Source organism: Tomitella gaofuii (assembly GCF_014126825.1).
Taxonomy (GTDB): domain Bacteria; phylum Actinomycetota; class Actinomycetes; order Mycobacteriales; family Mycobacteriaceae; genus Tomitella; species Tomitella gaofuii.
Map to the genome: position 1 here is coordinate 512,847 of NZ_CP059900.1, position 21,744 is coordinate 534,590.

Genomic DNA, 21,744 nt, shown 5'->3' on the forward strand with positions numbered 1-21,744 from the left:
CTCGCGTCGGTGCGCACCGGACACGCGGGCCCGGGCTCGATGGTGACGCATCAACTCTAAGGCTAGAGACGGTTGGACGGGTGATCAAGAAGGCGGGGCGGTCAGCGCGAGTAGTCGCGGAAGGTCAACGCGGCCCCGATGATGCCGACGACGAACAGGACGACGTATACGGGGACTTGCACGGCCTTGCCCACATCCGCCGTGGCCACCACCGCGCCGACCACCATCACCCCGATCATCATCGCGATCCCGTAGAACGGGGTGCGCTGGGGGTGATCGCCGCGTGCCATGACTCCAGTGTGCGCGGCCTGTGCCGACGGGACCAGGCACGGCGCCGAATGAAGGTCGAACGAAGGGAGCCCCAGGCCGCATGCACGTGGCAGAGGCGACGCTGGGGCGTTCATACAAGACGATAGCATCCCTCGAGTGACTGCTGCTGTGACCGCGACCGCACTTGATGTACTCGTGCCCCTCCTGACGGAGAAGCGTCTCGCCCCGTACGTTCGCGAAAGCGATGGCGACATCGGCAGGGCTCTGGAGCTCTATGAGTGGAGCAGTGCGATTGCAGCAGCGAGTATGGAGGTCGTCTCCTACGTCGAAGTCATGCTGCGCAATGCGGTCGATCGCGAGTTGGCGAGCTACGCCGAAGAAGGCGATCGGCGGATCCCATGGTTCATGATCCCTTCGGTGACCGGCACGTCGCATGACGCGATTTCCAAGGATGTCGAGAAGACGCGTGGGCGGCTTCGCGGGTTGAATGCCCGACGTGACACGCGCGATCAGATCATTGCCGGACTCTCGTTCGGGTTCTGGACGGAGCTCTTCGGTTCGAGGCATGAAGAACTGTGGCGGGCGGCATTGCGCCACGCTCTCCCGGGAACCCCGAACGGGCAGCGAAAGAATGTGACGGCCAAGCTGGAACGGTTGAGGCCGTTCCGTAACCGGCTGGCGCACCACGATTCGCTGCTTGCGCAGGACATCCTCTTTCACCTTGAGGAAATGCTCACGCTTGCAGAGTGGATGAGCCCCGAAGCCCGCAGATGGCTTGAGCGGCGCGAGCGGATCACCGAGCTCTACAAGGAACGTCCGGTATCGCCCAGTGACACGCTTGTGGTGCCGGCGACAGACGCATGGGAGCTGTATGAGGCCAACGCGGTCTACGTGTGCCCTGCAGGGCGGAACTTTCGTCCGACTTCCTATCTGGCCTTTTATGCGGACAAGGAAATCAAGCCTCAGGTTGCCAAGATCCTGTATCACCGTGACAACGTGGAATGGAGTCAGTCTGAATCAGCCCGCCTATCGGCATTGACGGGCGACGCGCATAAGAATGATCGGAAAATCGGTTCCGCCATCGCGGCGAGCAGGTCGCTCGGCTGGACCGAGGGAAGATATCAGATCTTTCTGCTCAGTAGTGTCGGTCACCCGAAGCATATTCAGTTGAAGGGTGCTATTCCGCACTTGCAGAAGGGACGCGGGTCGGCGTTTGTCCAGCGGCATCGTTATGTGTCGCATCACACGTTGCAATCGGCGACGGACACCTCCGACGTCGGATGATTCTGGTTCCAGCGGCCACGGTGTTGAGCCCGGTGGGGGGCGAGGTCACGTGACCCCGCCCGCGCCACCGCGCTCAGTCCTCGCGGGTGAAGTACTCGAGCACGAGCCGGTTGAACGACTCGCGCTGCTCGATCATCGCCCAGTGCCCGCAGTTGCTGAACACGTGCAGTTCGGCGTCGGGCAGGTGCCGGTAGGCGAAGTGCGCCCCCTCGTACGGCAGCATCCTGTCGTCGCGGCCCCAGATGAGCAGGGTCGGCTGGGCGATGCCCTCCGCGCGCGCCCACAGGGGGAGGGTCTTGAACGCCGGGTTGAAGATCGAGCCGAAGATCCCCATCGTCTGCGCGATGACGCCCGGTTCCAGCGCGCGCCGAGTGCGGTCGGCGATGAGCTCGGGGGAGACGACGTCCCGGTTGCCCACCATCGTGTCCACCCAGGCCTCCATGGCCTCCTCGGACGGGTTCTTGAGGAAGTCGAACAGCCGGCGCGAACCCTCGCTGGGGTTGGGTGCGAAGAGGTTCTCGGCCAGCCCGCCCGGGCCCATCAGCGCCATGCGGCGGACCTTGCCCGGGGTGGCGAGGGCGGCCTCGCAGGCGACATTGCCGCCCATCGAGTTGCCGACGATGTCGGCCTTCTCGATGTCCAGCTCGTCGAGCAGTGCGGCGACGGCCTCGGCGGCCACCTGCGGATAGGCGGCGTCCCACTCGAGTGCGGGGCTGCGGCCGAAGCCGGGCATGTCGAGGATGATCGTGCGCCGGTGCTCGGCGAACGCCGCGAAGTTGCCGGAGAAGTTCGACCAGCCGTTGACTCCCGGGCCCGAGCCGTGCAGGAACAGCACCGGCGTCCCCGGCCTGTCCGCGCCGGCCTCGTTGTAGTGCAGCTCGAACCGTCCGGCGGTGATGGTGCGGGACGTGCTGTCGAAGTCGGTCTGCTCGCTCACTGCGGTGCCCTCCCGGTGGATTCCTGCCGATCGGCGGATTGCCGAGTCGGGTCGTGCGTCATTGGAACACGTTCCATTCGGAGCGCGGCAGGGTGGTGCCCCGATCAGTAGGAGGCTGCATTACCTCGCGAGTAATCGACGCTGTGCATGGCCGGCGTGATGATGATTCCGCACAGGTCGAGCACGGAGGAAGGAGACGAAGTCATGGGTGAGGAAACGGGCATCGCCGCGAACACAGGCGCGAGAAGAGGCGCGAACAGCGGATCCAAAGGCTACGCGATGGCGTGGCTGCGCGACGTCCGCGTCGGCGAGGAGATCTACGCCTACCTCGCCCGGATCGAAGCGACGATGGAACCCTACGGCGGCGTGTGGCTGGTGCACGGCAGCACGCCGGTGCCGCTTGAAGGGGACTGCCCCGACAGCGTGGTCATCATCGAGTTCCCCTCGCCGGACGCGGCCCGCCGCTGGTACGAGTCGCCCGGCTATCAGGAGATCCTCGGGCTTCGGACCCGCAACGCCCGGTCGGACACGATGCTGCTCGAAGGCGTCCCCGCCGGTTATCGGGCGCTCGACACCATCGAGAAGCTGCGGGCAGCGGGGTGAGGGCGGGTTTCGAGTGCGCGGAACCCGCGACGCGCCGCCGCCGGCCGGGCCCCTACCGCCCGAACCGGTCCTCGTACTCGCGGCGCAGGGCATAGTCCTTCTCGCGCGCCCACCAGTCGGCCAGGTCCGGGTCCAGGTCGTGCATCTGCAGCCGATGGCGGCGGTAGACGCGGCCCAGGACGAAGGCGAAGTACACGAACGGCAGGAAGATCGGCAGCGTCATCCCCACGTGCACGAACAGGCTGGCGGGGATCAGCCACATCAGGCCCAGGCCCACGAACGCCGGGATGATGAGGCGTATCGCCATCCGGACGTTCGCGCCCGGTCCGCCCAGGTCGCGTATCACCCACTCGCGGTACTGCGACGGCAGGACTTTGCCGTAGGAGTAGGTGATGTACTGCCAGAATCCGGGCCGCTCGCGTGCGGCGCGGGGACCGCCGTTCATGCGCATCGTTCCTGTCGTCGGCGGGCCCGTCAGCGGCGGACCCCCTCGCCGCCATCATAGTCGGACGCCCCGACGCGCCGTCGCGGAGATGCGCACCTGCCGCACCCGCCGCCGCACACGCGGAAAGGCGGTGGACGGCGGGGCGGCGGCGCGGGCCGCCCGCGCCTGAGGGGCGGCTCAGGCGGACGCCGCGGCGTTCGCCACGATGACGTCGCGCAGGTACTGCGCCAGCCCCGGCGCCACGTCGTCGTAATGCGCGCGGAAACGCTCGTCCTCGACGTACATCTCCGCCAGGCAGCACTGCATCTCGTGCGAGCAGTCGTAGAACTGCTCGATGCCCGCCCGGTGCCGCTCGGCCAGCGCGTTCGCCCGCTCCCCGCCGACCGTTGCCCCGTCGGCCATGGCTGCGGCCAGGTCGGCCTCGAGCGCGTCCGTCTCGGCCTTGATGCGCTTCCAGTCGTCCTTGGTGTACCGGGCGGCGCGCTGTTCCGACTGCTTCCACGCGTCGGTGCCGCCCCAGCGCTGCTCCGCCTCGGCCGAGTACTCCTCGCCGAGCCAGTCGTCGCCGAACACCTCGCGCTGCTCCTGCGGGGTGAGTTGAATGCCCATCGTCTTCGCCTCCATCATCGTGTCCACGGCCGTGGCCATCTGCTGCAAACGCGCGATCCGCTCGTCGATCAGCCGGCGCTGCCGCCGCAGGTGCACCATGGCGTCGGCGTCCGGGTCGTCGAGCAGGCTGCGGATCTGCCGGAGCTCGAAGCCCACCTCGCGGTAGGTGAGCACCCGGTGCAGCCGCTCGATGTCCGGCGCCGTGTACACGCGGTACCCGGCGGCCGTGCGAGCGCCGGGCGAGGCCAGGCCCACCTGGTCCCAGTGGTGCAGCGTGCGGACGCTGACCCCGATGAGGCGGGCCGTGGCTCCGACGCTGAGTTCCGCATCCCGGACGGGCGTGTCGTCGTTCACGGATCCCACCTTCCGGCCTCCCGTCGCGTGAGGGTCAAGTGTCTGTGCGAGGACGTCTCCACGGTAGGCCGGACGGGGCGGCGACGGAGGCGCTCGCGCCCCGGCGCTGTCTGTGACCGCGGGTAGTGTGTGACGCACAGAACCGAGACGGTGCACCATGCCGATGGAGGGGAACCCATGCCCGCGCCCACCAAGGAGACGTTCGCGCGTCTCGCCACGCTCGTCGCCATCGACGCAGCAGATCAGCGGCCCACGAGGGACATCACGGAAGTGTTCACGGGCCGCACGCTCGCCACGATCCCCGTCGGCACGGCGGACGACGCCCGCGCCGCGGTGGACCGTGCCCGGGTGGCACAGCGGCTGTGGTCCCGGCGCAGCCCCGCGCAGCGCGCGGAGGTGTTCTTCCGCTACCACGATCTGGTCCTGGCCCACCGCGACGCGCTGATGGACATGGCGCAGGCGGAGACGGGCAAGTCGCGCGCCTCCGCGCTCGAGGAGGTCCTCGACATCGCGATGACCGCCCGCTACTACGCGAGCACGGGACCGAAGACCCTGAAGAGCCGCAGGGTGCCGGGCATGATCCCCGGCGCCACCAAGACGCAGGTGCACTACCAGCCCAAGGGCGTGGTGGGTGTGATCTCGCCGTGGAACTACCCGATGACGCTGGCCGTGTCCGACGCGGTCGCAGCGCTCATGGCCGGCAATGCCGTCGTGCTCAAGCCGGACAGCCAGACGCCCTACTGCGCGCTGGCGTGCGTGGAGCTGCTCTACCGTGCAGGGCTGCCGCGCGACCTGTTCGCGGTGGTCCCCGGGCCGGGGTCCGTGGTGGGCACCGAGCTGGTCGAGACCACCGACTACCTCATGTTCACCGGCTCCACCGCCACCGGCAAGCACCTGGCGGAGCAGGCCGGCCGGCGGCTCATCGGGTATTCGGCGGAGCTGGGCGGCAAGAACCCCATGATCGTCACCGCGGGTGCGGACCTGGGCAAGGTGGCGGACGCGGCCACCCGCGCGTGCTTCTCCAACTCGGGGCAGCTGTGCATCTCAATCGAGCGCATCTACGTGGAGCAGGCAGTGGCCGACGAGTTCACGCGCGTGCTGGGCAAGCGGGTGCAGGCGATGAAGCTGGGCGCCGGGTACGGCTTCGGCGTCGAAATGGGCAGCATGATCTCCAAGAGCCAGCTCGAGACCGTCACCCACCACGTGGAGGACGCCGTGGCCAAGGGCGCCACGGTGGTCGCGGGCGGCACGGCGCGCCCGGACCTGGGCCCGCTGTTCTTCGAGCCCACCCTGCTCACCGGGGTCACCGAGGACATGGAGTGCGCCGCGGGCGAGACCTTCGGGCCGCTCGTGTCGATCTACCCGGTGACCGACGTCGAGGATGCGATCGCGCGGGCCAACGACACCGCCTACGGCCTCAACGCCAGCGTGTGGGCCGGGTCGGAGGCGGAGGGCGAGGCCATCGCCCGGCGCCTGCGCGCCGGCACGGTCAACGTCAACGAGGGCTACGCGCCCGCCTGGGGCAGCACGGCGGCTCCGATGGGCGGCATGGGCGATTCCGGCGTGGGGCGTCGGCACGGGGCTGACGGTCTGCTCAAGTACACCGAGCCGCAGACGGTGGCCACGCAGCGGGTGACGGGCATGGCGGGCCCGGCGTGGATGCCGCCCAAGGCGTGGGCCAAGGCGCTGCCGGTGGCCATCAAGGCGCTGAGCTACGTGCCCGGACGGTAGGCGACTCCAGTCGGCAGGCGGCGCCGGCGTGCCTGCACGCGGCCGTGCAGGCACGCCGCCCTCGTCAGGCCGATACCGTCAGGTGGAACACGAAGGCCAGCAGAAGTGCCGCGAACAGGCCGCACAGCACCGTCGTCCCTCGTGGCGACGTCGAGGCCCTCGCGGACAGGTGGCCGATGGCGGCGAGCAGGCCGGCGGAGAGTAACAGCAGAAACCCGAACGCCACCAGGATCGGAGACGTCGACCAGTTCACGAGGGCGAACACGGTCCACGGGACGAGCCCTACCGCGATTCCCAGCGCGCCGAACAGGAGCGTCTGCGTCAACGCGTGGAATCGCGTCAGCCATCGCGCGGACGATGCCCCAAGGGCGCCGAGGACGATCGGCACGACGAGTGGAAACAGGAGCGCGGCCACCGCATCGGGTCGGCCGACGTCGTTCTCCCCCCATAGCGTGAGCGCGAGCACGCCGGCCATGCCGGCCGTCGAGGACGCGAGCGCGATGCGCCACGCCGCCTCCCACCGGGACATCGAATCCCACCGGGCGCCGCCGACGGCCCATCGCGCTGACGGCAGGCTTCGTTGTGCCGTCATCTCATCGTCTTTGCGGGAGGGAATGGCGTCAGTCCGCGTCAGCGGCATCGTCGCCCGCGCGGCGCCGCGCCCGCATGAGCAGCACGGCCGCCAGCAGGCCGCCCAGGATCGCCGCGAGGATCATCGGCATGAGGTTCGACTCGGGCGCCTCGTAGCTCTCGTATGCGGGGGCCGGGCGGTCGGCCGGCGGCGCGGGCTCGGTCGGGGGAAGGGGTGCCGGTTCCATGTCCTCGGGCAGCGCATGGCGCGGGCCGGACGACTTCCGGGGCGTTCCTTCGCTCTCGGCCATCGGCGTCTCCTGTCTCGTGGCGGGGCTGTCCGGCTGTACCGGCTGTCGTTGCGCGGGGCCGTCGACCACATCCTGTCGACCTCAACATACTGTGCCGTCGGACACAGCCGGAGAGGACGTCGGGCCCAACCTATCGCGCGCCGGGGCGCGGGGCGGCGGTACGGACGCGGCGGGGCCATCCCCGGTGCAGGGGCGACGACGGCGTAATGTGACGGCCAACCTCATCCGCCGATGGCTCCGGCGCCCGGTCCGCCGGGACGGCGCCACCGATTCGCGCGCCGCGGGGCACACGTTGCCGTGCCCGGTCCGGCACGACGAATCCGAGCACGAAAGATCGGAACACACTCGATGACCGTTGACATCACGCCGACCACGGGCAGCCACTCGGCGATTCTGAGCTTGGGCGTCTACCGGCCCGAGCGTGTCGTCACCAACGAGGAGGTCTGCAAGACGATCGACTCGACGGACGAGTGGATCCGCACGCGGTCCGGCATCCGGTCACGCAGGTTCGCGGGGCCCGGTGAAACATCGGTGACGATGGCGACCTCGGCCGGCCGCAAGGCCATCGCGGCGTCGGGGCTCGACGCCGCGCAGATCGACTGCATCATCATGGCCACCTCCTCGCACTACAACCAGACGCCGCAGGCGGCCACGCTGGTGGCGGACGCGTTGGGCCTCGACTCGCCCGGCTCGTTCGACCTCAGCGCCGGGTGCGCGGGGTTCTGTCACGGGCTGGCGGTGGCCGCAGACCTGGTCCGTGCCGGCAGTTCCCGGCACGTGCTGGTGATCGGCGTCGACCACATGAGCGTGGGTCTGGACATGACCGACCGCACCTCGGCGTTCATCTTCGGCGACGGCGCGGGTGCCGTGGTCGTCGGACCGTCGGACACGGCGAAGATCGGGCCGGTGGTGTGGGGCTCGGATGGCGGCCAGGCCAATGCCATCCGCCAGGAGCCGTCGTGGATGGACATCGTCAACAGCGGCGACTACGAGCGCCCGTCGCTGCGCATGGAGGGCCAGTCGGTGTTCCGCTGGGCGGCGTTCACCATCGGCAAGGTGGCCAAGGATGCGCTCGACGCGTCCGGAGTGGGCGTCGAGGACCTCGACGCGTTCGTCCCGCACCAGGCCAACCAGCGCATCAACGAGCTGATCGTGCGCGGCCTCAAGCTTCCGGAGACGGTCCCGGTGGCGGACGACATCATCGAGACGGCCAACACCTCGGCCGCCTCGGTGCCGCTGGCGATGGAGAAGATGCTGCGCGAGGGGCAGGCGCCGGCGGGCGGCCTGGCGCTGCTCGTCGGATTCGGCGCGGGGCTGTCCTACGCGGGCCAGGTGGTGCGGCTTCCCGAGGCGCCGGTCGAATCCTGACCGCGCCCGCCCGAGGTTCCTGAAGGCGCCCACGAGTCCTGAAGACGCCTGTGCGGCGGGTCCGTCCGGACCCGCCGCACAGGCGTCTGTCGAGGTCAGTCGTCGTCGCCGGGATTGCGCAGCGCGAACCACAGCCCGCCGCCGAACAGGACGACCGCCGGGATGACGAACCACCACCACTGCACCCCGCCGCCGGAGTCCGACTCGTCGTCGGTCTCGGAGGCGTCCGCCTTGGGGCCGGGAGTGCCGTCGCCCGGCTGCGTCAGCTCGAAGCTGCGCGTGTAGCCGACGACGTGGCCGTCGGCCGAGGTCACCTTCACCGCCACGGTGTACGTGCCCGCGGGGCCGAGCTCACCGACGGGAACGGAAATGGTGTTGCCGGACACCGTCGGCTCGCCCCGCGACCACAGGTTGCCGTCCGGGCCCACCACGGTGAGGTTGGCGTAATCCGGTGAGATCGCCTCGTTGAAGGTGAGCGTCACCCGGTCCGGCCCGACGTCGACGGCGGAACCGTCGGGCGGGCTCATCTCCACGATCGCCGAGTGTGCGGAGGCCACGCCGGCGCCGAGCATCGCGGCGCCCGCGGCCATGAGGACCGCGAACATCGCGGCCGCTGCAGACCGCAGCACGCCAGGACGCCGAAGTGCTGTCCTGCCCATCGTCATGACCTCCTGCGGATGGTGTTGCCGACGGCGAGCGCCAAGGCCAGAGCGCCGAGCACCAGGCCGGCGCCGCCGAGCCACCGGGCGACGGAATCGTCACCCGCCCCCGGATCGTCCGCCTCCGTATCCGCCGTCGCGGATTGCCCGCCGTGCGCGTGGCCGCCCTCGGCGGACGCGGGTTCGAGGGTGAGGGACGGCGCCGGATGCTCGGGCTCCGTACCGTCGGCCGCGGGCTGCTGGTCCCATTCGACGACGGAGCCGTCGGAGTAGGTCTGCGTGGCGGGGAAGTCCACGGTGGTGGTCTCCGGCAGCGGCCCGGCGGACACGCGGAACTCGCCGAACTGCCCGGGTCCCACCTCCACGCCCGGGTCGGCCGTCCACGTCACGGACGTGGCCAGGGCGGATTCGGGGTCCTTGGTCACCGTCGAGTGCCAGCCGGGCATCGGCTCGGTGCGCGCCGACCGCAGGCCGGGGAGCGTGACGGTGAGGCCGGTGGTGCCCGCGGTGTCGGACTCGGTGGGCACCCGGAACGTGAGCACCTCGTAGCCGCCCTGCGTCGCGCCGGGGGCGGAGACCGAGACGTGCGCCGAGGCCAGGCCGGAGCCGGCCAGCGCGAGCGCGCCGATCATCGAGCCGGCGCACAGTGCGCGTCGTGCGAAAACCTTCATCGTGCGGAATCCTTCTTTCTTCTACGCGCCCGCAGTCTGCCATCGGGCGCGCGCGACGTCGCGCGGCGTGACGTCCGGCGAGGCGCCGGTCACGCCGCGGAATGCGGATGACGGGGGAGGTCCGCGGCGCGGCAGCGGGAAGTCAGGCCGCGGCGAACCGGGGGAGGAGCGGCGGGCCGCGGCGGGTCAGCGGGGTCACCGGCACCACGGCCGCGCAGGCGGCGGGCAGGGCCGTGGGGCGCAGCACGGGGCGCCGCGGCGGGACGACGACCGGCGGGGCGGCGGGGACGAGCCGGCGGAACGCGCGGGCCACCGGCCCGTACAGCGACTCCGCGGCCGTGACGAGGACCGCGCAGACGAGTGTGGCGGCCACGTGCGCGGCGAACATCTCGGGCCCGAGGGCCGTCACCATGTGCGCCACGTGGGCGAGGGGGCCGCCGGGGACGGCGGGGGCCGCGTGCGACATCGCGGCCCCGGCCATCATGTGGTGGGACATCGCCCCGTGCACGGCGGCCGGTCCGTGCGCCGCGCCCTCGGCCAGGCTCAACAGTACGTGCCCGGCACCCTGCCCGGCCATGAGCGCCGCGAACACGGCCGACCGGCGGTAGGGGATCCGGCGGCGGTCCACCGCAGGACCCGCGAGCCACCCGGCCGCGGCGCCGATCAGCAGGATCAGCGCGATGCCCGACGCGGAGGGGACCACGCCGCCGCCCGCACAGTGGGCCGCGAGGGCGAGGGCGGCCGTGAGGACCGCGACCGACAGCCCGCGCAGGCGGGGCACCGTCGCGTCGGCGCCGCAGACGCCGCGCGACGCCGGCCGCGCGTGGCGGAGGTGCAAACGGATCATCGGGGGTCTCGGGGGCTCCCTCTGCGCGTGGCGGGCGCCCCGGTACCGGCGACGGTCACTTGACGCCCAGGCGGGCGAGGATGTCCGCGTCGATGGCGTCGAGCTCGTCGGAGATGGCGCTGTGCGCGGACCGGCGGCGCTCGCCGGGCATCGTCTCCGCCGCGTCCACCGCGGCGCCCAGGTCTGCGAGCCGCGCACGCATCGCCTTGGCGAACTCGGCGGTCTCCGCGTCGCGCGGGTGGCGCTGGACGAGCTGGTCCAGGGTGCGCCCCGCCCCGGTGACGCGGGCGCCGAGCTTGGCGCCGGAGCCGCTGAACTTGCCCAGCTCCTCCACGCTCACGCCGAGCTTGTCGGCGCGGCGCTGGTCGAGGAGCGTGCGCATCGCGGTGGCCCCGCGGTAGGCGAGCGGCACGACGACGGGGGCGAGCACGCGGGCGACACCCAGGTAGCGACCCACGGACTTGGCGTCGAACCGGCCGGCCTCGGCCTTGGCCTTCTCGGCCTCCGCGATCTTGAGCCGGTTCTTCTGCTCGGCGGCGGTGGCCTTGCGGTCCGCCTTGTTCTCCTTGTGCAGGGACTTGGCGCGCTTGCGCTCGAGCTTGAGTGCGGACCTGTCACGCTTGCGGCCGTTCTTCGCGCCCAGCTTGGCCTCAAGACCCGCCTTGTGCTTGAGCGCGGCGGCCTCGGCCTTGCGACGCGACCTGCGCGACGTGCGATTCTTCTTCAACAGTCCCATACGAAGGCCTTCCGTGGTGTCTGCCGGGGTGCGCTGCGACGGCGGCCGGCCGCCGCGATCCCCGCCGCGTGAGGGCATGCCCGTCCCACCCTATGGCAGGGAATAGGGTCGTGGGTTGTGACCTCCCCTGCTGAGCCCGCGAACGGGACCGACGCCCCGGCGCTGCGGGCGTCGGACCTGACCCGGTGCCGGCACCGCATCCACCGTGCCGCCACGCTGCCGCGAGGCGTGGCGTTGCCGGCGGAACCGGCGAGTGTGGCCCAGCGCAAGGACGCCGCCGCCGACCACCGCGAGGACGTCCGTGCACGCCTGGCCGACGACTTCCGGCGCCACCACCCCCGCGGAACCTGGGACGAGGACGTGCACGGGGAGGCGCTCGCCGCCGCGGACCCCGCCGCGCTGCCGGACCGCGTGTGGAACGCGCGGCTCCCCCGCGAACGCGACACCCTGCGGGCGGGCGGCGTCGACCTGCTCCTCCGCGACGATGTCCACGGCGGTTATATCCCGGTGATCGTCGTCAACCACAAGGTGACCGATCCGGGCAGCGGGGCGACGACGTCGCCGCTGGGCGCGTGGGCCCCGCGCGCAGACCCGCACCGCAAGATGCGGGGGCAGACCCGCGACCAGGTGCGCCTGGCGCACGTCACCCGGATGCTCGAGCGGCTGGGGTTGGCCACCCCGGCCCAGGTGGGCGGCGCCATCGGCTACGACGCCGACTGCATCGTCGCCTACGACCTGGGCGGGGACGGCGGCATCCTCGAGCAGTACGACGCGCGGTTCGCCGACCGGCAGGCGGTGGCCCGCGGCCTGGTGGACACCGACCCCGCCCGCATCGGGGAGTGCGCGTCCTGCCCGTTCTGGAACGACCTCACCGGGCCCGACGGCCGGACTGTCGACGGGTGCGGGACGGTGCTGCGCGAGCGCCACGACGTCTCGCTGGTCGCCACCGGCCACCGCGGCACGATGCTGCGGGCCGCGGGCATCGGCACCATCGACCGGCTCGCGGCATGGCACGGGCGGGGGCCCGACGAGTGGCACGGCGGCGGCTTCGACGACACGGTGGTGTCGGCGCGCGCCTGGCTGGTGGACGAACCGCTGGTGCGGCGCGGCCCCCGCGTGACGGTGCCGCGCGCCGACGTCGAGGTGGACGTGGACATGGAGAGCTACCAGGAGCACGGCGCCTACCTGTGGGGCACGCTGGTCACCGACGGCGGCGTGGACCTGGGCTACCGCCCCTTCGTCACGTGGGACCCGGTGCCGACCGACGACGAGGCGCGCTCGTTCGCCGAGTTCTGGACGTGGCTGATGCGGCTGCGGGACGGGGCGCTGGCGGAGGGGCGCACGTTCGCGGCGTACTGCTACTCGCAGAATGCGGAGAACAAGTGGCTCCTCGGCTCCGCCACCCGATTTCAGGGCTATCCGTCGATTCCGCCGGTGGAGGATGTGCGTGCCTTCATCGAGTCCGACCACTGGGTGGACATTTTCGAGTACGTGGGCGAGAACTTCGTGAGCCCGCGCGGCCGGGGGCTGAAGGTGCTGGCGCGGTTCGCCGGGTTCGACTGGCGCGACGACGACGCCGGCGGCGAGGCGTCGATGGCCTGGTACCGCGAGGCGGTGGGCCTCGACGGCGACGCGCCCGCGCACGACCAGCGCACCCGCGTGCTCGAGTACAACGAGGACGACGTGCGCGCCACCAAGGCGCTGCGCGAGTGGATGAGCGACGCCGCCGCCGACGAGGTTCCGGCTGTCGACGATCTGCCGGTGCCGGGCGAGGCCGAGCTGCGGGCCGTGGAAGCTGCGCTGGGCTGAGCGGCGCTGGGGTGAGCGGCGTGTCCGCCGATAGGGGGACACGTGGCCTCCCCCGGTGTTTCGCCTGGTAGCGGGACATACATGGCGTGCGTTTCGCCGGATAGTGGAGTCATCGCCGGAACACACCGGCACTCCGCATCACCGACTCGCACAGGAGACACCGCCATGAGCATCACCACCCGCGCCACTGCCACCGTCCTCGCCTCCACCGTCCTCGCCGGCGGTGCCGCGACCGCGGCGCTGCTGGGCACCGGGGTGGCGCAGGCGATGCCCACCGAGCACGACTCGACCGCCGTCATCACGGTCAACAACAACACCGATGCGACGATGTTCTACGACGGCGGCTTCGCCCGGGACGGGCAGTGGGTGGACGCGCCGCTCACGCAGATCAACCCGCACAGCAGTGAGCGGATCACCGTGGAGGGGGTCGGCGGCGGCAACGGGGTGTCGGCGAACTTGAGCTTCCACCTTGCGGGCACCTCGATGGCGCCGCGCGGCGACGTCACGCTCGTCGCCGACGGTTACGCGACGAACACGGGCACGGCGGGCACCAGCTGGCAGCAGCCGCTGAACGTCACCTCGTTCGTGCAGGCCGGGTATCCGCACTCGAGCTTCGTGTTCACCATCGACTGATCGGGGTACGGGGTCCGGCGGCGGGCCGGGGCGAGCGGCATCGCCCCGGCCCGCTCGCTGTGCGCGGTGCATCGCCGACGGCGGCGTGGACGTGGCGGATCCGAAGCCCACCGCGTGCGAGGCGCTTCGCGAGGCTCGGGATCGCGGAAGAAGGCGTGTCGGGTGTTGCCGGCGTGGTGACGTGCGATGATGACTGTGTGTACGGCCGTGACCTGCTGTCCTGCTGGAAGAGGCGGTGACGCGAACGCTTCCGCAACTCCTAGGCTTCGGCGAGGACTTCCCGCTCGGCGGGGACGGGCGGGAGGACCCGGCCCACCACGGTCTGCGCGGCGCCGGCCGCTCACAGCCTCTGGTGCAGGCCGAGCACGTATTGGGCCTGTCCCAGGTGCGCCGTGCAGTCGCCGATCACGCTCACCAGCCGCACGGCCACGGTCACCGGCGGGTCCCACGCGCGGTCCACGACCCTGTCGAGCTCGTCCGCGGTAAGCGCGTCGAGGTAGCGGAGGGTCGCCTCGTGCACGGCGGCGTGGTACCCGTCGAGCAGATCTCCGTCCACGCGCACTTGGCCCACCTGCTCGGCCGACTGCCCGTAGCCGGTCTCCTCCGGCGGGAACGGCAGGCCGAAACGCTCGGCCCACGAGCCGCCCGCTCCGCCGGGCGCCGTCCACACCTGCGGGGTTCCGGCGGCGTCGGCCACGTGGTCGTCCTGGACGCGGGTGAGGTGCCAGAGCAGCCACGCGATGCTGTTGGCCGCCGGATCGGGACGCCAGGCGGCGGCGTCCGTCGTCAGCCCGTCGCTCAGTGCGACGACCTGCGCGCGGATGCGGCCGAACGAGTCGGCGAGCAGGGCGCGTGCGTGCGAAGCGGAGTCGGTCGAGCCGGGCTCGGACATGCCGTCGGTCCTTCCTCGTGGTGCACGTGCGCGAGTGCGTGCGCGTGCGGGCCCCGCTGCCGACGGTACGCGCGTGCTACGACGCGGCGCACTCGATGAGCCCGGCGAGAGTGCGCAGTCCGCGGTCGGCGTCGTCCGGTGAGGAGTGGCTGAAGTTCAGCCGCATCGTGCCGGCCACCGGGTCTCCCGGGTACAACTCCTCGCCGGGGATGAAGGCGACCTGCGCATCGATCGCATCGGCCAGCAGTCGCCGGGTGTCGAGACGGTCGTGCAGGCGCAGCCAGAAGAACAGTCCGCCCGCCGGCGTCCGCCACTCGGCGAGGCCGCGGAGGTGCCGGTCCAGGGCCTCGGCGAAGCCGTCGCGTCGCGTGCGGTAGAAGCCGGTCAGCGCCGCCAGCCGCGCGTCACTTCCGCGGGGCGTTGCCGGCGACGCCCGGCGCAGCAGTGCTGCGCGGACGCTGCGCCGCGTGCACATGCGGGGCGGGAGTGCGCGGCCGGTCGTCCGATTCGCGCGTGAGCACGCGGCTCTCCTGCTTCTTGCCGCGCGGCAGGTTGTTGGCCAGGAAGTACTCGAGGCTGTCGTCGAGCACGTCCAGCCACGGCTCGTGCAGCGCGGGCGCCAGGGTGCCGGTGAGCGTGGAGCGGTAGCTGCGGTTGCGGTAGCCCATGATGTCGGCCTGCTTGTCGTCGTGCCACTGCTTGAACAGCTGGCCCTGGCGTTCCACGTGGAACTCGGGGTAGTCGGTGAACGACAGCAGGTCGCGGATGTAGGCGGCCTGGAAGTCGATCTCCTGCTCGTGCCCGTCCAGCGCGCACTCGCGCTCGAACCACGCGTCCACGTCCGCGGCCTGGGCCTCGGCGTCGGGCAGGGCGACGGTGCCGGCGATGACCTCCCGGGCGAACCACGCCTGCGCGTCGAACATGTTGAACGTGAAGTACTGGTCCTGCATGCCCAGGAACAGCAGCTTCGGGTTGGCCAGCGAGACCACGCCCTTGTACATCCCCCGCGGGTACAGCCGGTTCTTCGTGCGCAGGGCCAGCTCGTCGGGCAGGAAGTGGAAGTGGTGCTGGTAGCCGGTGCACATGACGACGGCGTCGACGTCCTCGCTGGTGCCGTCGGCGAAGTGGGCCGTCTTGCCGTCGAGGCGCTGCAGCAGCGGCACCTCGTCGAAGCGCTCGGGCCAGTCGTAGCCGGTGGGGGCGCTGCGGTAGCTGATGAGCACGCGGGCGGCACCGTACTTGTAGCACTGGCTGCCGATGTCCTCCGCCGAGTAGCTGCTGCCGATGAGCAGCACCCGCTTGCCCTCGAACTCCACCGCGTCGCGGAAGTCGTGCGCGTGCAGCACGCGGCCGGGGAACGACTCGACGCCGGGGAAGTGCGGCACGTTGGGCGTGGAGAAGTGGCCGGTGGCGGTGACGACGTAGTCGAACTCCTCGGACTCCAGCCGGTGGTCGTCGTGGTTCATCACGGTCACGGTGAACCGGCCGGTGTCCTCCGCGTACTCGACCCAGCGCACGGCATGGTTGAACTTGATGTACTTGCGCGCGTCCGAGCGCTCCAGGCGGCCCATGATGTAGTCGCGCAGCACGGCGCGCGGCGGGTACGAGGGGATGGGGCGGCCGAAGTGCTCCTCGAACGAGTAGTCGGCGAACTCCAGGCACTCCTTGGGCCCGTTGGACCACAGGTAGCGGTACATGCTGCCGTGCACCGGCTCGCCGTGCTCGTCCAGGCCGGTGCGCCAGGTGTAGTTCCACATGCCGCCCAGGTCGGACTGCTTTTCGTAGCACACGATCTCGGGGATGGGACGTCCTGCGCGACGGGCCGATTCGAAGGCCCGGAGCTGTGCGAGGCCGGACGGGCCCGCACCCAGAATCGCGATCCTCGGCGTCGATGTGCTCTGCGTCAAGTGTCTCTCCTCAGTTATCGGCCAACCCGATAACCTTTATCATGATCCTGCGCAAAAGGCTCATCCGGTGAGAACGACCACCGGCGTCCCCGTCAGCGGGTGATGCCGGTGTGCCCCAGGCTGTAGCGGCCCGGTTGCGGCCACACTGCGAGCCCGTGCGGGCCGTCGCCCACGGGGATCTTCGTGATCAGATGCCCGTCGGAGGTGTCGAGCACGTACACCGCGTCGTCGTAGCGCCCGGAGAGCCACAGCTGTGTGCCGTCGGCGTTGAGCCCGCCCATGTCCGGGCTGCCGCCGCCGGGGATGTGCCACGTGGTGATGGGTTCGCCGGTGTAGGCGTCGAGCACGCTCACACTGCCCTCGCCGCGGTTGGTGACGAACATGCGCTGGGCGTCGCGGGTGAGGTAGATGCCGTGCGCGCACTGCCCGGTGGGGATGAACCGCTCGACCTTGGTGGCGGCGCCGTCGATGACCCAGACCCCGTCCGCGTCGCAGTCGGCCACGAAATACTTCGACGCGTCGGGTGCCAGCTTGATGTCCTGCGGGCCCATGTGCGTGTTGCGGGTGGGCATGTCGATGACGCGCTCGAGGCGGTGGCTCTGCACGTCCACCACCGCCACCCGGCCGGCGAATTCGCAGGTGAACAGGGCGGTCTTCCCGTCTGCGGAGAAGTCGGCGTGGTCGATGCCGCTGCACTCCGGCGTGGGGGTGGTGTCCTCGACTTCCCAGGTGTGCGGGTCGTACCAGACGAGTTCCTTGCGGGCCTCCGCCACCGAGATCGCGTACTCGCCGTCCGGCGTGAAGTACATGTTGTACGGGTCGATGACGGGGAACGTCTCGCCCGGCTTGCCGGTGTTCGGGTCGAACGGCGTCGCATGATTGCCGGTGTCGTCGATGGCGTACAGCGTCGTCATGTCGTACGACGGCACCACGTGCTGCAACTCGCCGCTGAGCTGGTACTTCCCGACCACTTCGAAGGTGTTCTGGTCGATCACCCACACGTCGCTGCTGTCGTTGTGCGGCACGTACACCAGCGGCTTCGCCTGCTTCGCGGTGTCGGAGAGCATGCCGGCGCCCGCCTCGGAGTAGATGTTGTGCGGATCGGTCACCGGCGGCATGCCGGGCAGGGCGTCCGGGGTGGCCGGCGGCGCGTCGGAGGTGGTCGGCGCCGGCGCGGCCTGCGTGCTGCTCTCGGCCGCGACCGCGGCGTCCGATGTCGGCGTGCCCGCCTGCGCGGACGGGTCGCCGTCGGAGCAGCCGGCGGCGACGAGGGCGAGGGCCGCGATGGCGATGCCGGCCCGGGCGGCCGCCCCGGGGGCGTGCGTGCCGGTCGGTCGGGTGCCCTGTCCCATCTGCTGTCCCTTCGGTTCCGTGTGGTGTCGTTCGGTCGGGTGCGGCGAGCGTCAGCGCAGCAGCGTGGTGCCGGTGACCCCGGTGAGGCCGCGCCGGGCGAGGTCGTCGAGCACTGCGGGCAGCGCGGCCACGGTGTTGCTCCGCCCCAGGTGCAGGCTGACGACGCTGCCGGCGGTGGCCTGCGCGACGGCGGCGCGGATGGTCCCGGTGGAGGTGCCTTTCCAGTCGGTCGAGTCGACGTCGTAGTTGAGGATGCGCGCGTATCCCGCGCGCCCGGCCTGTACGCACTCCTCGTCGGTGGCGTACTGGCCGTCGGACTGCCGGAAGAACGCGCCGGGGCCGCCGGTGAGCCGGCGGATCTCGTCCCGGCAGCGCACGATCTCCTCGTACATCGCGTCGGGCCCGTAGGTGGACAGGGGCGGGTGGCTCCAGGTGTGATTGCCCAGCTCGTGGCCGCCGTCGAGGATGATCCGGGCGGCCTCGGGCTCCGAGGCGAGCCACTGGCCGATCGCGAAGACCGTCGCGTGCGCGCCGTGGCCGGCGAGGATGTCCACGATGCGGCGGGTGATCGCGATCGGCCCGCTGCCGTGGAAGGTGAGCGCCACCTCGGGCCGGGCGCCCGTACCGCGCACGATGGCCCGCGCAGGCGCGCCGGGGGCCCACGTGGGGGCTGCGGTGGCGGTTGCGGCGGCGGTGGATTCCGCTGCGGTGGATGCGGGGGCGGTGGTCGGGACAGGAGTGGTCGGGGCGGGAGTGGTCGGGGCGGCCGCCGCGCCCCCGTCCGCCGACGCGCACCCGGTGGCCAGTACGGCGGCGGAGCCGAAGCCGATGCCCAGGAGTGACCGCCGTGTCAGGCGGCGCTCCAGCATGTGTGGCCTCCCGGTTGCGGATGCGCGGGCCCCGGCGCTGTGAATCGCAGACGCGGAGCGTCTGCGGGGCGGCGATCGGCCCTCGGTGTGGACCGTGTCACGCTAACAGACCCCGGGGCGGCCGCGGCGCAGTCGGCGTAGCGCTACCGGGGCGCCATGCGCAGCGCGCCGTCGAGCCGGATGGTCTCGCCGTTGAGGTAGTCGTGCTCGACGATCATGCCTGCGAGCTGCGCGTATTCATCGGGCCGGGCGAGGCGTTTGGGAAAGGGGACCCCCTCGGCGAGGCCTGCGCGGAACTCCTCTGCCACCCCGGCGAGCATCGGGGTGTCCACGATGCCGGGCGCGATGGTGTTGACGCGGATGCCCTGCTGGGCCAGGTCGCGCGCGGCGGGGACCGTCATCCCCGCGACCCCGCCCTTGGAAGCCGAGTACGCGATCTGTCCGATCTGCCCCTCGAACGCCGCGACGGAGGCGGTGTTGATGACCACGCCGCGCTGGCCGGACTCGTCCACGGGCTCGGTCCTGGCGATGGCGTCGGCGGCGAGGCGCATGACGTTGAACGTGCCCAGCAGGTTGACGGTGATGACGGTGCGGAACAGCTCGAGGTCATGCGGGCCGTTCTTGGACAGGATGCGCCCGGCCCACCCGACGCCGGCGCAGTTGACGACGATGCGAAGCGGTGCTCCCGAACCGGAGGCCTGCGCCACGGCCGCGGTGACCTGGGCCTCGTCGGTGACGTCGGCGGGGACCAGTGTGACCCCGCCGGGGACGTCGGCCCCGGCGCGGTCGATCGACGCCTGCAGGTCGAGGCCGAAAACGCGGGCACCCTTGTCTGCCAGCAGCTTCGCGGTGGCGGCGCCGAGCCCCGATGCGCCGCCGGTGACGATGGCGGAGGTTCCTGCGATGTCCATGCTGCGCTCCTGTTCGCGCCTTGCGTCCGTGCAGGCGCTGCGTCGGCGAAGTGATGCGGCGGGCCTGGTCCCGTGCACTCCGAACGATAGCCGTTGCGCGCGCATGGCAGGCCGCATCGTGGCGAAGGGTGTCGCGATGCGGCCTGTGGCGGGTCAGAAGGAGTCGGACAGTGTGTCGGCGATGTCCCAGAACGTGTCCGACAGGTCGTGGGATCCCCCGGCCCACAGGAAGTCGGAAAGTACCCAGAACGGCTCTGCCAGGGACGTGTTGACGAGGTCGGCAATGGAACCCATGACATCTCCTCAATGGAATGAATAAGTGATGCAGAGCATAACGCGGAAAGGCCGACTCGTCCATCTGGAGTGCGTGATATAAGACGCCGCCCCGCAGCCGTGCGGCTGCGGGGCGGCGTCGATGTGCGTGGCGCCCGGTCCGTGCGGCCCGGGCCCGTGCGCGCGGCCGGACTCAGGCCGGGACGATCAGGCCCTTGGTCTGGGTGCGGGCGCGGTCGAAGCGGCCGGCGGCGTCGGCCCAGTTGACGACGTTCCACCACGCCTTGACGTAGTCGCCCTTGACGTTCTTGTACTGCAGGTAGAACGCGTGCTCCCACATGTCGAGCATGACGATGGGGATGATGCCGGCGCTGATGTTGTTGTTCTGGTCCTCGAGCTGCTCGAGCACCAGGTTGCCGCCGATCTGGTCGTAGGCCAGCACGGCCCAGCCGGAGCCTTGGATGCTGTTGGCCACGGCGGTGAAGTGCGTCTGGAACTTGTCGAACGACCCGAACTGCTCGTCGATCGCGGCGGCCAGCTCGCCCTCGGGCTTGTCGCCGCCGTCCGGGGACATGTTGTTCCAGAAGATCGAGTGATTGGTGTGGCCGCCGAGGTGGAAGGCCAGGTTGCGCGACAGCAGCGGGGCCTTGGCGCCGATGGTGCCGTCCTCGCGGGCCTCGGCCATCGCCTTCAGCGCACCGTTGGCGCCGGTGACGTAGCCGGCGTGGTGCTTGTCGTGGTGGATCTGCATGATCTCACCGGAGATGTGCGGCTCCAGCGCGCTGTAGTCGTACGGGAGTTCCGGAAGGGTGTACTCAGCCACGATCATCCTTTCTGGGAGCGGGCGGGCCGCGCGGATGCACGCGGTCCGGGCCGGTCCGACCTTGATCTGTCCGTACCCCACCTTTGTGGATGCAAACATTTTCTGCAATAGCGGTGGTCAGCAGGCGGTCCGCGGTCGATGGGGCGCCACGGACGGCGGCGTAGGCTCGGGCCATGGCGATGTTCGATCAGCTCTCACAGATGATGGCGCGCAGGTCGGCGATGGTGGACGAGGCGTCGGCCCTGCCCGGCCGCGACGAGGCGATGCCGGTGCCCGAGCGGCACGCGGTGACGGGGGCGCCGATGCTCCCGCCGTACCCGGAGGGCATGGAGACGGCGGTGTTCGGCCTGGGCTGCTTCTGGGGCGTCGAGCGTGAGTTCTGGCAGACCGAGGGCGTCCACGTGACGGCCTCGGGATACGCGGGCGGCTTCACGCCCAACCCCGCCTACGAGGAGGTGTGTTCGGGCCGCACCGGGCACGCCGAGGTGGTGCAGGTGGTGTTCGACCCGGCCGTCGTCGCTTACCGCGACCTGCTCCGGATGTTCTGGGAGAACCACGATCCCACCCAGGGCATGCGCCAGGGCAACGACGTGGGCACCCAATACCGGTCGATCATCCTCACCGTGGGCGACGCGCAGGCGGCCGCGGCGGCGGAGACGGCCGCCGCGTTCGAGAAGTCGCTCGCCGAGGCCGGCTACGGCGCGGTGACCACCGAGATCGCCCCGCTCGCGACCACCCGCGCCGGGCGCTTCTACTTCGCGGAGCCCGTGCACCAGCAGTACCTGGCGAAGAACCCGAACGGCTACTGCCCCGTCCACGCCACCGGGGTGCGCTGCGGGGCCTGACGACGGGGCGTGTCCGCACGGATGCGCGTGCTCG

25 protein-coding genes are annotated in these 21,744 nt (G+C 70.9%); 7 read left to right on the top strand and 18 right to left on the bottom strand.

Annotated features, from left to right (window positions below; translation table 11 throughout):
• Positions 1-101: 101 nt before the first annotated feature.
• Positions 102-290 (bottom strand): hypothetical protein, encoded by a 189-nt coding sequence (locus tag H4F70_RS02420; RefSeq protein WP_182348873.1) that lies wholly within the window; start codon positions 288-290, stop codon positions 102-104.
• A gap of 136 nt (positions 291-426) precedes the next feature.
• On the opposite strand from H4F70_RS02420, the gene H4F70_RS02425 reads away from it, so the two are divergent.
• On the top strand, positions 427-1,554 hold the full coding sequence (locus H4F70_RS02425; protein ID WP_220471757.1) for a hypothetical protein: 1,128 nt from the start codon (positions 427-429) through the stop codon (positions 1,552-1,554).
• A gap of 73 nt (positions 1,555-1,627) precedes the next feature.
• Here H4F70_RS02425 and H4F70_RS02430 read toward each other — a convergent pair whose 3' ends face one another.
• Positions 1,628-2,491: an alpha/beta fold hydrolase gene (locus tag H4F70_RS02430; RefSeq protein WP_182358907.1), complete on the bottom strand. Its 864-nt coding sequence runs from the start codon at positions 2,489-2,491 to the stop codon at positions 1,628-1,630.
• Between the two features lie 204 nt (positions 2,492-2,695).
• On the opposite strand from H4F70_RS02430, the gene H4F70_RS02435 reads away from it, so the two are divergent.
• Positions 2,696-3,094: a DUF1330 domain-containing protein gene (locus H4F70_RS02435; RefSeq protein ID WP_182358908.1), complete on the top strand. Its 399-nt coding sequence runs from the start codon at positions 2,696-2,698 to the stop codon at positions 3,092-3,094.
• Between the two features lie 52 nt (positions 3,095-3,146).
• On the opposite strand, the gene H4F70_RS02440 is transcribed toward H4F70_RS02435, so the two are convergent.
• Both H4F70_RS02440 and H4F70_RS02445 read right to left on the bottom strand, forming a co-directional pair.
• Positions 3,147-3,539 carry a DUF5313 family protein gene (locus H4F70_RS02440; RefSeq protein WP_182348889.1) on the bottom strand — a complete coding sequence of 131 codons (393 nt, stop codon included), beginning with the start codon at positions 3,537-3,539 and terminating at the stop codon, positions 3,147-3,149.
• 177 nt (positions 3,540-3,716) lie between these two features.
• Positions 3,717-4,502 (bottom strand): MerR family transcriptional regulator, encoded by a 786-nt coding sequence (locus H4F70_RS02445; RefSeq protein WP_235681296.1) that lies wholly within the window; start codon positions 4,500-4,502, stop codon positions 3,717-3,719.
• Positions 4,503-4,679: 177 nt separating this feature from the next.
• Here H4F70_RS02445 and H4F70_RS02450 point away from each other — a divergent pair, with 177 nt between their 5' ends.
• The gene (locus H4F70_RS02450) at positions 4,680-6,233 is read left to right on the top strand and encodes a succinic semialdehyde dehydrogenase (RefSeq protein WP_182358910.1); all 1,554 of its coding nucleotides are present in this window, start codon (positions 4,680-4,682) and stop codon (positions 6,231-6,233) included.
• A gap of 64 nt (positions 6,234-6,297) precedes the next feature.
• Here the strand turns inward: H4F70_RS02450 and H4F70_RS02455 are convergent, their stop codons facing one another.
• Both H4F70_RS02455 and H4F70_RS02460 read right to left on the bottom strand, forming a co-directional pair.
• Positions 6,298-6,825 (bottom strand): hypothetical protein, encoded by a 528-nt coding sequence (locus tag H4F70_RS02455; RefSeq protein ID WP_182358911.1) that lies wholly within the window; start codon positions 6,823-6,825, stop codon positions 6,298-6,300.
• A gap of 28 nt (positions 6,826-6,853) precedes the next feature.
• Complete coding sequence (locus tag H4F70_RS02460; protein WP_182358912.1) at positions 6,854-7,114, bottom strand: hypothetical protein; 261 nt, start codon at positions 7,112-7,114, stop codon at positions 6,854-6,856.
• 348 nt (positions 7,115-7,462) lie between these two features.
• Here H4F70_RS02460 and H4F70_RS02465 point away from each other — a divergent pair, with 348 nt between their 5' ends.
• Entirely contained in the window at positions 7,463-8,482 is a 1,020-nt protein-coding gene (locus H4F70_RS02465; RefSeq protein WP_182358913.1) for a beta-ketoacyl-ACP synthase III, read from the top strand.
• Between the two features lie 95 nt (positions 8,483-8,577).
• Here H4F70_RS02465 and H4F70_RS02470 read toward each other — a convergent pair whose 3' ends face one another.
• From H4F70_RS02470 to H4F70_RS02485, 4 genes are all read right to left on the bottom strand, one after another.
• On the bottom strand, positions 8,578-9,087 hold the full coding sequence (locus H4F70_RS02470; RefSeq protein WP_182360112.1) for a copper resistance CopC family protein: 510 nt from the start codon (positions 9,085-9,087) through the stop codon (positions 8,578-8,580).
• A 56-nt stretch (positions 9,088-9,143) separates the two neighbouring features.
• A complete protein-coding gene (locus H4F70_RS02475) occupies positions 9,144-9,812 on the bottom strand; it encodes a YcnI family copper-binding membrane protein (protein ID WP_182358914.1) in 669 nt (222 codons plus the stop codon).
• Positions 9,813-9,954: 142 nt separating this feature from the next.
• Positions 9,955-10,659 carry a hypothetical protein gene (locus H4F70_RS02480; RefSeq protein WP_182358915.1) on the bottom strand — a complete coding sequence of 235 codons (705 nt, stop codon included), beginning with the start codon at positions 10,657-10,659 and terminating at the stop codon, positions 9,955-9,957.
• Between the two features lie 55 nt (positions 10,660-10,714).
• Entirely contained in the window at positions 10,715-11,395 is a 681-nt protein-coding gene (locus tag H4F70_RS02485) for a DUF6474 family protein (RefSeq protein ID WP_182348896.1), read from the bottom strand.
• 117 nt (positions 11,396-11,512) lie between these two features.
• Here H4F70_RS02485 and H4F70_RS02490 point away from each other — a divergent pair, with 117 nt between their 5' ends.
• Positions 11,513-13,204: a TM0106 family RecB-like putative nuclease gene (locus H4F70_RS02490; RefSeq protein WP_182358916.1), complete on the top strand. Its 1,692-nt coding sequence runs from the start codon at positions 11,513-11,515 to the stop codon at positions 13,202-13,204.
• A gap of 165 nt (positions 13,205-13,369) precedes the next feature.
• On the top strand, positions 13,370-13,837 hold the full coding sequence (locus H4F70_RS02495) for a hypothetical protein (protein WP_182358917.1): 468 nt from the start codon (positions 13,370-13,372) through the stop codon (positions 13,835-13,837).
• A 340-nt stretch (positions 13,838-14,177) separates the two neighbouring features.
• Here H4F70_RS02495 and H4F70_RS02500 read toward each other — a convergent pair whose 3' ends face one another.
• The 8 genes from H4F70_RS02500 to H4F70_RS02535 form a co-directional block, all read right to left on the bottom strand.
• On the bottom strand, positions 14,178-14,729 hold the full coding sequence (locus tag H4F70_RS02500; protein ID WP_182358918.1) for a mycothiol transferase: 552 nt from the start codon (positions 14,727-14,729) through the stop codon (positions 14,178-14,180).
• A 76-nt stretch (positions 14,730-14,805) separates the two neighbouring features.
• Positions 14,806-15,204, bottom strand: a complete 399-nt coding sequence (locus H4F70_RS02505; protein WP_182358919.1) for an aminotransferase-like domain-containing protein — start codon at positions 15,202-15,204, stop codon at positions 14,806-14,808.
• Entirely contained in the window at positions 15,134-16,636 is a 1,503-nt protein-coding gene (locus H4F70_RS02510) for a flavin-containing monooxygenase (protein WP_182358920.1), read from the bottom strand. Before H4F70_RS02510 ends, H4F70_RS02505 begins: the two co-directional genes overlap by 71 nt.
• Positions 16,637-16,728: 92 nt before the next feature.
• Complete coding sequence (locus H4F70_RS02515; protein ID WP_235681297.1) at positions 16,729-17,988, bottom strand: YncE family protein; 1,260 nt, start codon at positions 17,986-17,988, stop codon at positions 16,729-16,731.
• 51 nt (positions 17,989-18,039) lie between these two features.
• Positions 18,040-18,858, bottom strand: coding sequence for a polysaccharide deacetylase family protein (locus H4F70_RS02520; protein ID WP_220471758.1), 819 nt, complete (start codon positions 18,856-18,858; stop codon positions 18,040-18,042).
• Between the two features lie 143 nt (positions 18,859-19,001).
• Positions 19,002-19,769 (bottom strand): SDR family NAD(P)-dependent oxidoreductase, encoded by a 768-nt coding sequence (locus tag H4F70_RS02525; RefSeq protein ID WP_182358921.1) that lies wholly within the window; start codon positions 19,767-19,769, stop codon positions 19,002-19,004.
• A gap of 153 nt (positions 19,770-19,922) precedes the next feature.
• Positions 19,923-20,063, bottom strand: coding sequence for a hypothetical protein (locus tag H4F70_RS02530; RefSeq protein WP_182348902.1), 141 nt, complete (start codon positions 20,061-20,063; stop codon positions 19,923-19,925).
• A 172-nt stretch (positions 20,064-20,235) separates the two neighbouring features.
• Entirely contained in the window at positions 20,236-20,865 is a 630-nt protein-coding gene (locus H4F70_RS02535; RefSeq protein ID WP_182348903.1) for a superoxide dismutase, read from the bottom strand.
• A gap of 173 nt (positions 20,866-21,038) precedes the next feature.
• On the opposite strand from H4F70_RS02535, the gene msrA reads away from it, so the two are divergent.
• Positions 21,039-21,710 (top strand): peptide-methionine (S)-S-oxide reductase MsrA, encoded by a 672-nt coding sequence (gene msrA, locus H4F70_RS02540; RefSeq protein WP_182358922.1) that lies wholly within the window; start codon positions 21,039-21,041, stop codon positions 21,708-21,710.
• The last annotated feature ends 34 nt before the right edge of the window (positions 21,711-21,744 follow it).

Excerpts from the sequence above, each read along its gene's own strand:
- H4F70_RS02420 (WP_182348873.1), bottom strand. The coding sequence starts at position 290 with ATGGCACGCGGCGATCACCCCCAGCGCACCCCGTTCTACGGGATCGCG.
- H4F70_RS02435 (WP_182358908.1), top strand. The coding sequence starts at position 2,696 with ATGGGTGAGGAAACGGGCATCGCCGCGAACACAGGCGCGAGAAGAGGC.
- H4F70_RS02440 (WP_182348889.1), bottom strand. The coding sequence starts at position 3,539 with ATGAACGGCGGTCCCCGCGCCGCACGCGAGCGGCCCGGATTCTGGCAG.
- H4F70_RS02450 (WP_182358910.1), top strand. The coding sequence starts at position 4,680 with ATGCCCGCGCCCACCAAGGAGACGTTCGCGCGTCTCGCCACGCTCGTC.
- H4F70_RS02455 (WP_182358911.1), bottom strand. The coding sequence starts at position 6,825 with ATGACGGCACAACGAAGCCTGCCGTCAGCGCGATGGGCCGTCGGCGGC.
- H4F70_RS02460 (WP_182358912.1), bottom strand. The coding sequence starts at position 7,114 with ATGGCCGAGAGCGAAGGAACGCCCCGGAAGTCGTCCGGCCCGCGCCAT.
- H4F70_RS02465 (WP_182358913.1), top strand. The coding sequence starts at position 7,463 with ATGACCGTTGACATCACGCCGACCACGGGCAGCCACTCGGCGATTCTG.
- H4F70_RS02470 (WP_182360112.1), bottom strand. The coding sequence starts at position 9,087 with ATGTTCGCGGTCCTCATGGCCGCGGGCGCCGCGATGCTCGGCGCCGGC.
- H4F70_RS02475 (WP_182358914.1), bottom strand. The coding sequence starts at position 9,812 with ATGAAGGTTTTCGCACGACGCGCACTGTGCGCCGGCTCGATGATCGGC.
- H4F70_RS02480 (WP_182358915.1), bottom strand. The coding sequence starts at position 10,659 with ATGATCCGTTTGCACCTCCGCCACGCGCGGCCGGCGTCGCGCGGCGTC.
- H4F70_RS02485 (WP_182348896.1), bottom strand. The coding sequence starts at position 11,395 with ATGGGACTGTTGAAGAAGAATCGCACGTCGCGCAGGTCGCGTCGCAAG.
- H4F70_RS02495 (WP_182358917.1), top strand. The coding sequence starts at position 13,370 with ATGAGCATCACCACCCGCGCCACTGCCACCGTCCTCGCCTCCACCGTC.
- H4F70_RS02500 (WP_182358918.1), bottom strand. The coding sequence starts at position 14,729 with ATGTCCGAGCCCGGCTCGACCGACTCCGCTTCGCACGCACGCGCCCTG.
- H4F70_RS02505 (WP_182358919.1), bottom strand. The coding sequence starts at position 15,204 with ATGTGCACGCGGCGCAGCGTCCGCGCAGCACTGCTGCGCCGGGCGTCG.
- H4F70_RS02515 (WP_235681297.1), bottom strand. The coding sequence starts at position 17,988 with ATGGGACAGGGCACCCGACCGACCGGCACGCACGCCCCCGGGGCGGCC.
- H4F70_RS02520 (WP_220471758.1), bottom strand. The coding sequence starts at position 18,858 with ATGCTGGAGCGCCGCCTGACACGGCGGTCACTCCTGGGCATCGGCTTC.
- H4F70_RS02525 (WP_182358921.1), bottom strand. The coding sequence starts at position 19,769 with ATGGACATCGCAGGAACCTCCGCCATCGTCACCGGCGGCGCATCGGGG.
- H4F70_RS02530 (WP_182348902.1), bottom strand. The coding sequence starts at position 20,063 with ATGGGTTCCATTGCCGACCTCGTCAACACGTCCCTGGCAGAGCCGTTC.
- msrA (WP_182358922.1), top strand. The coding sequence starts at position 21,039 with ATGGCGATGTTCGATCAGCTCTCACAGATGATGGCGCGCAGGTCGGCG.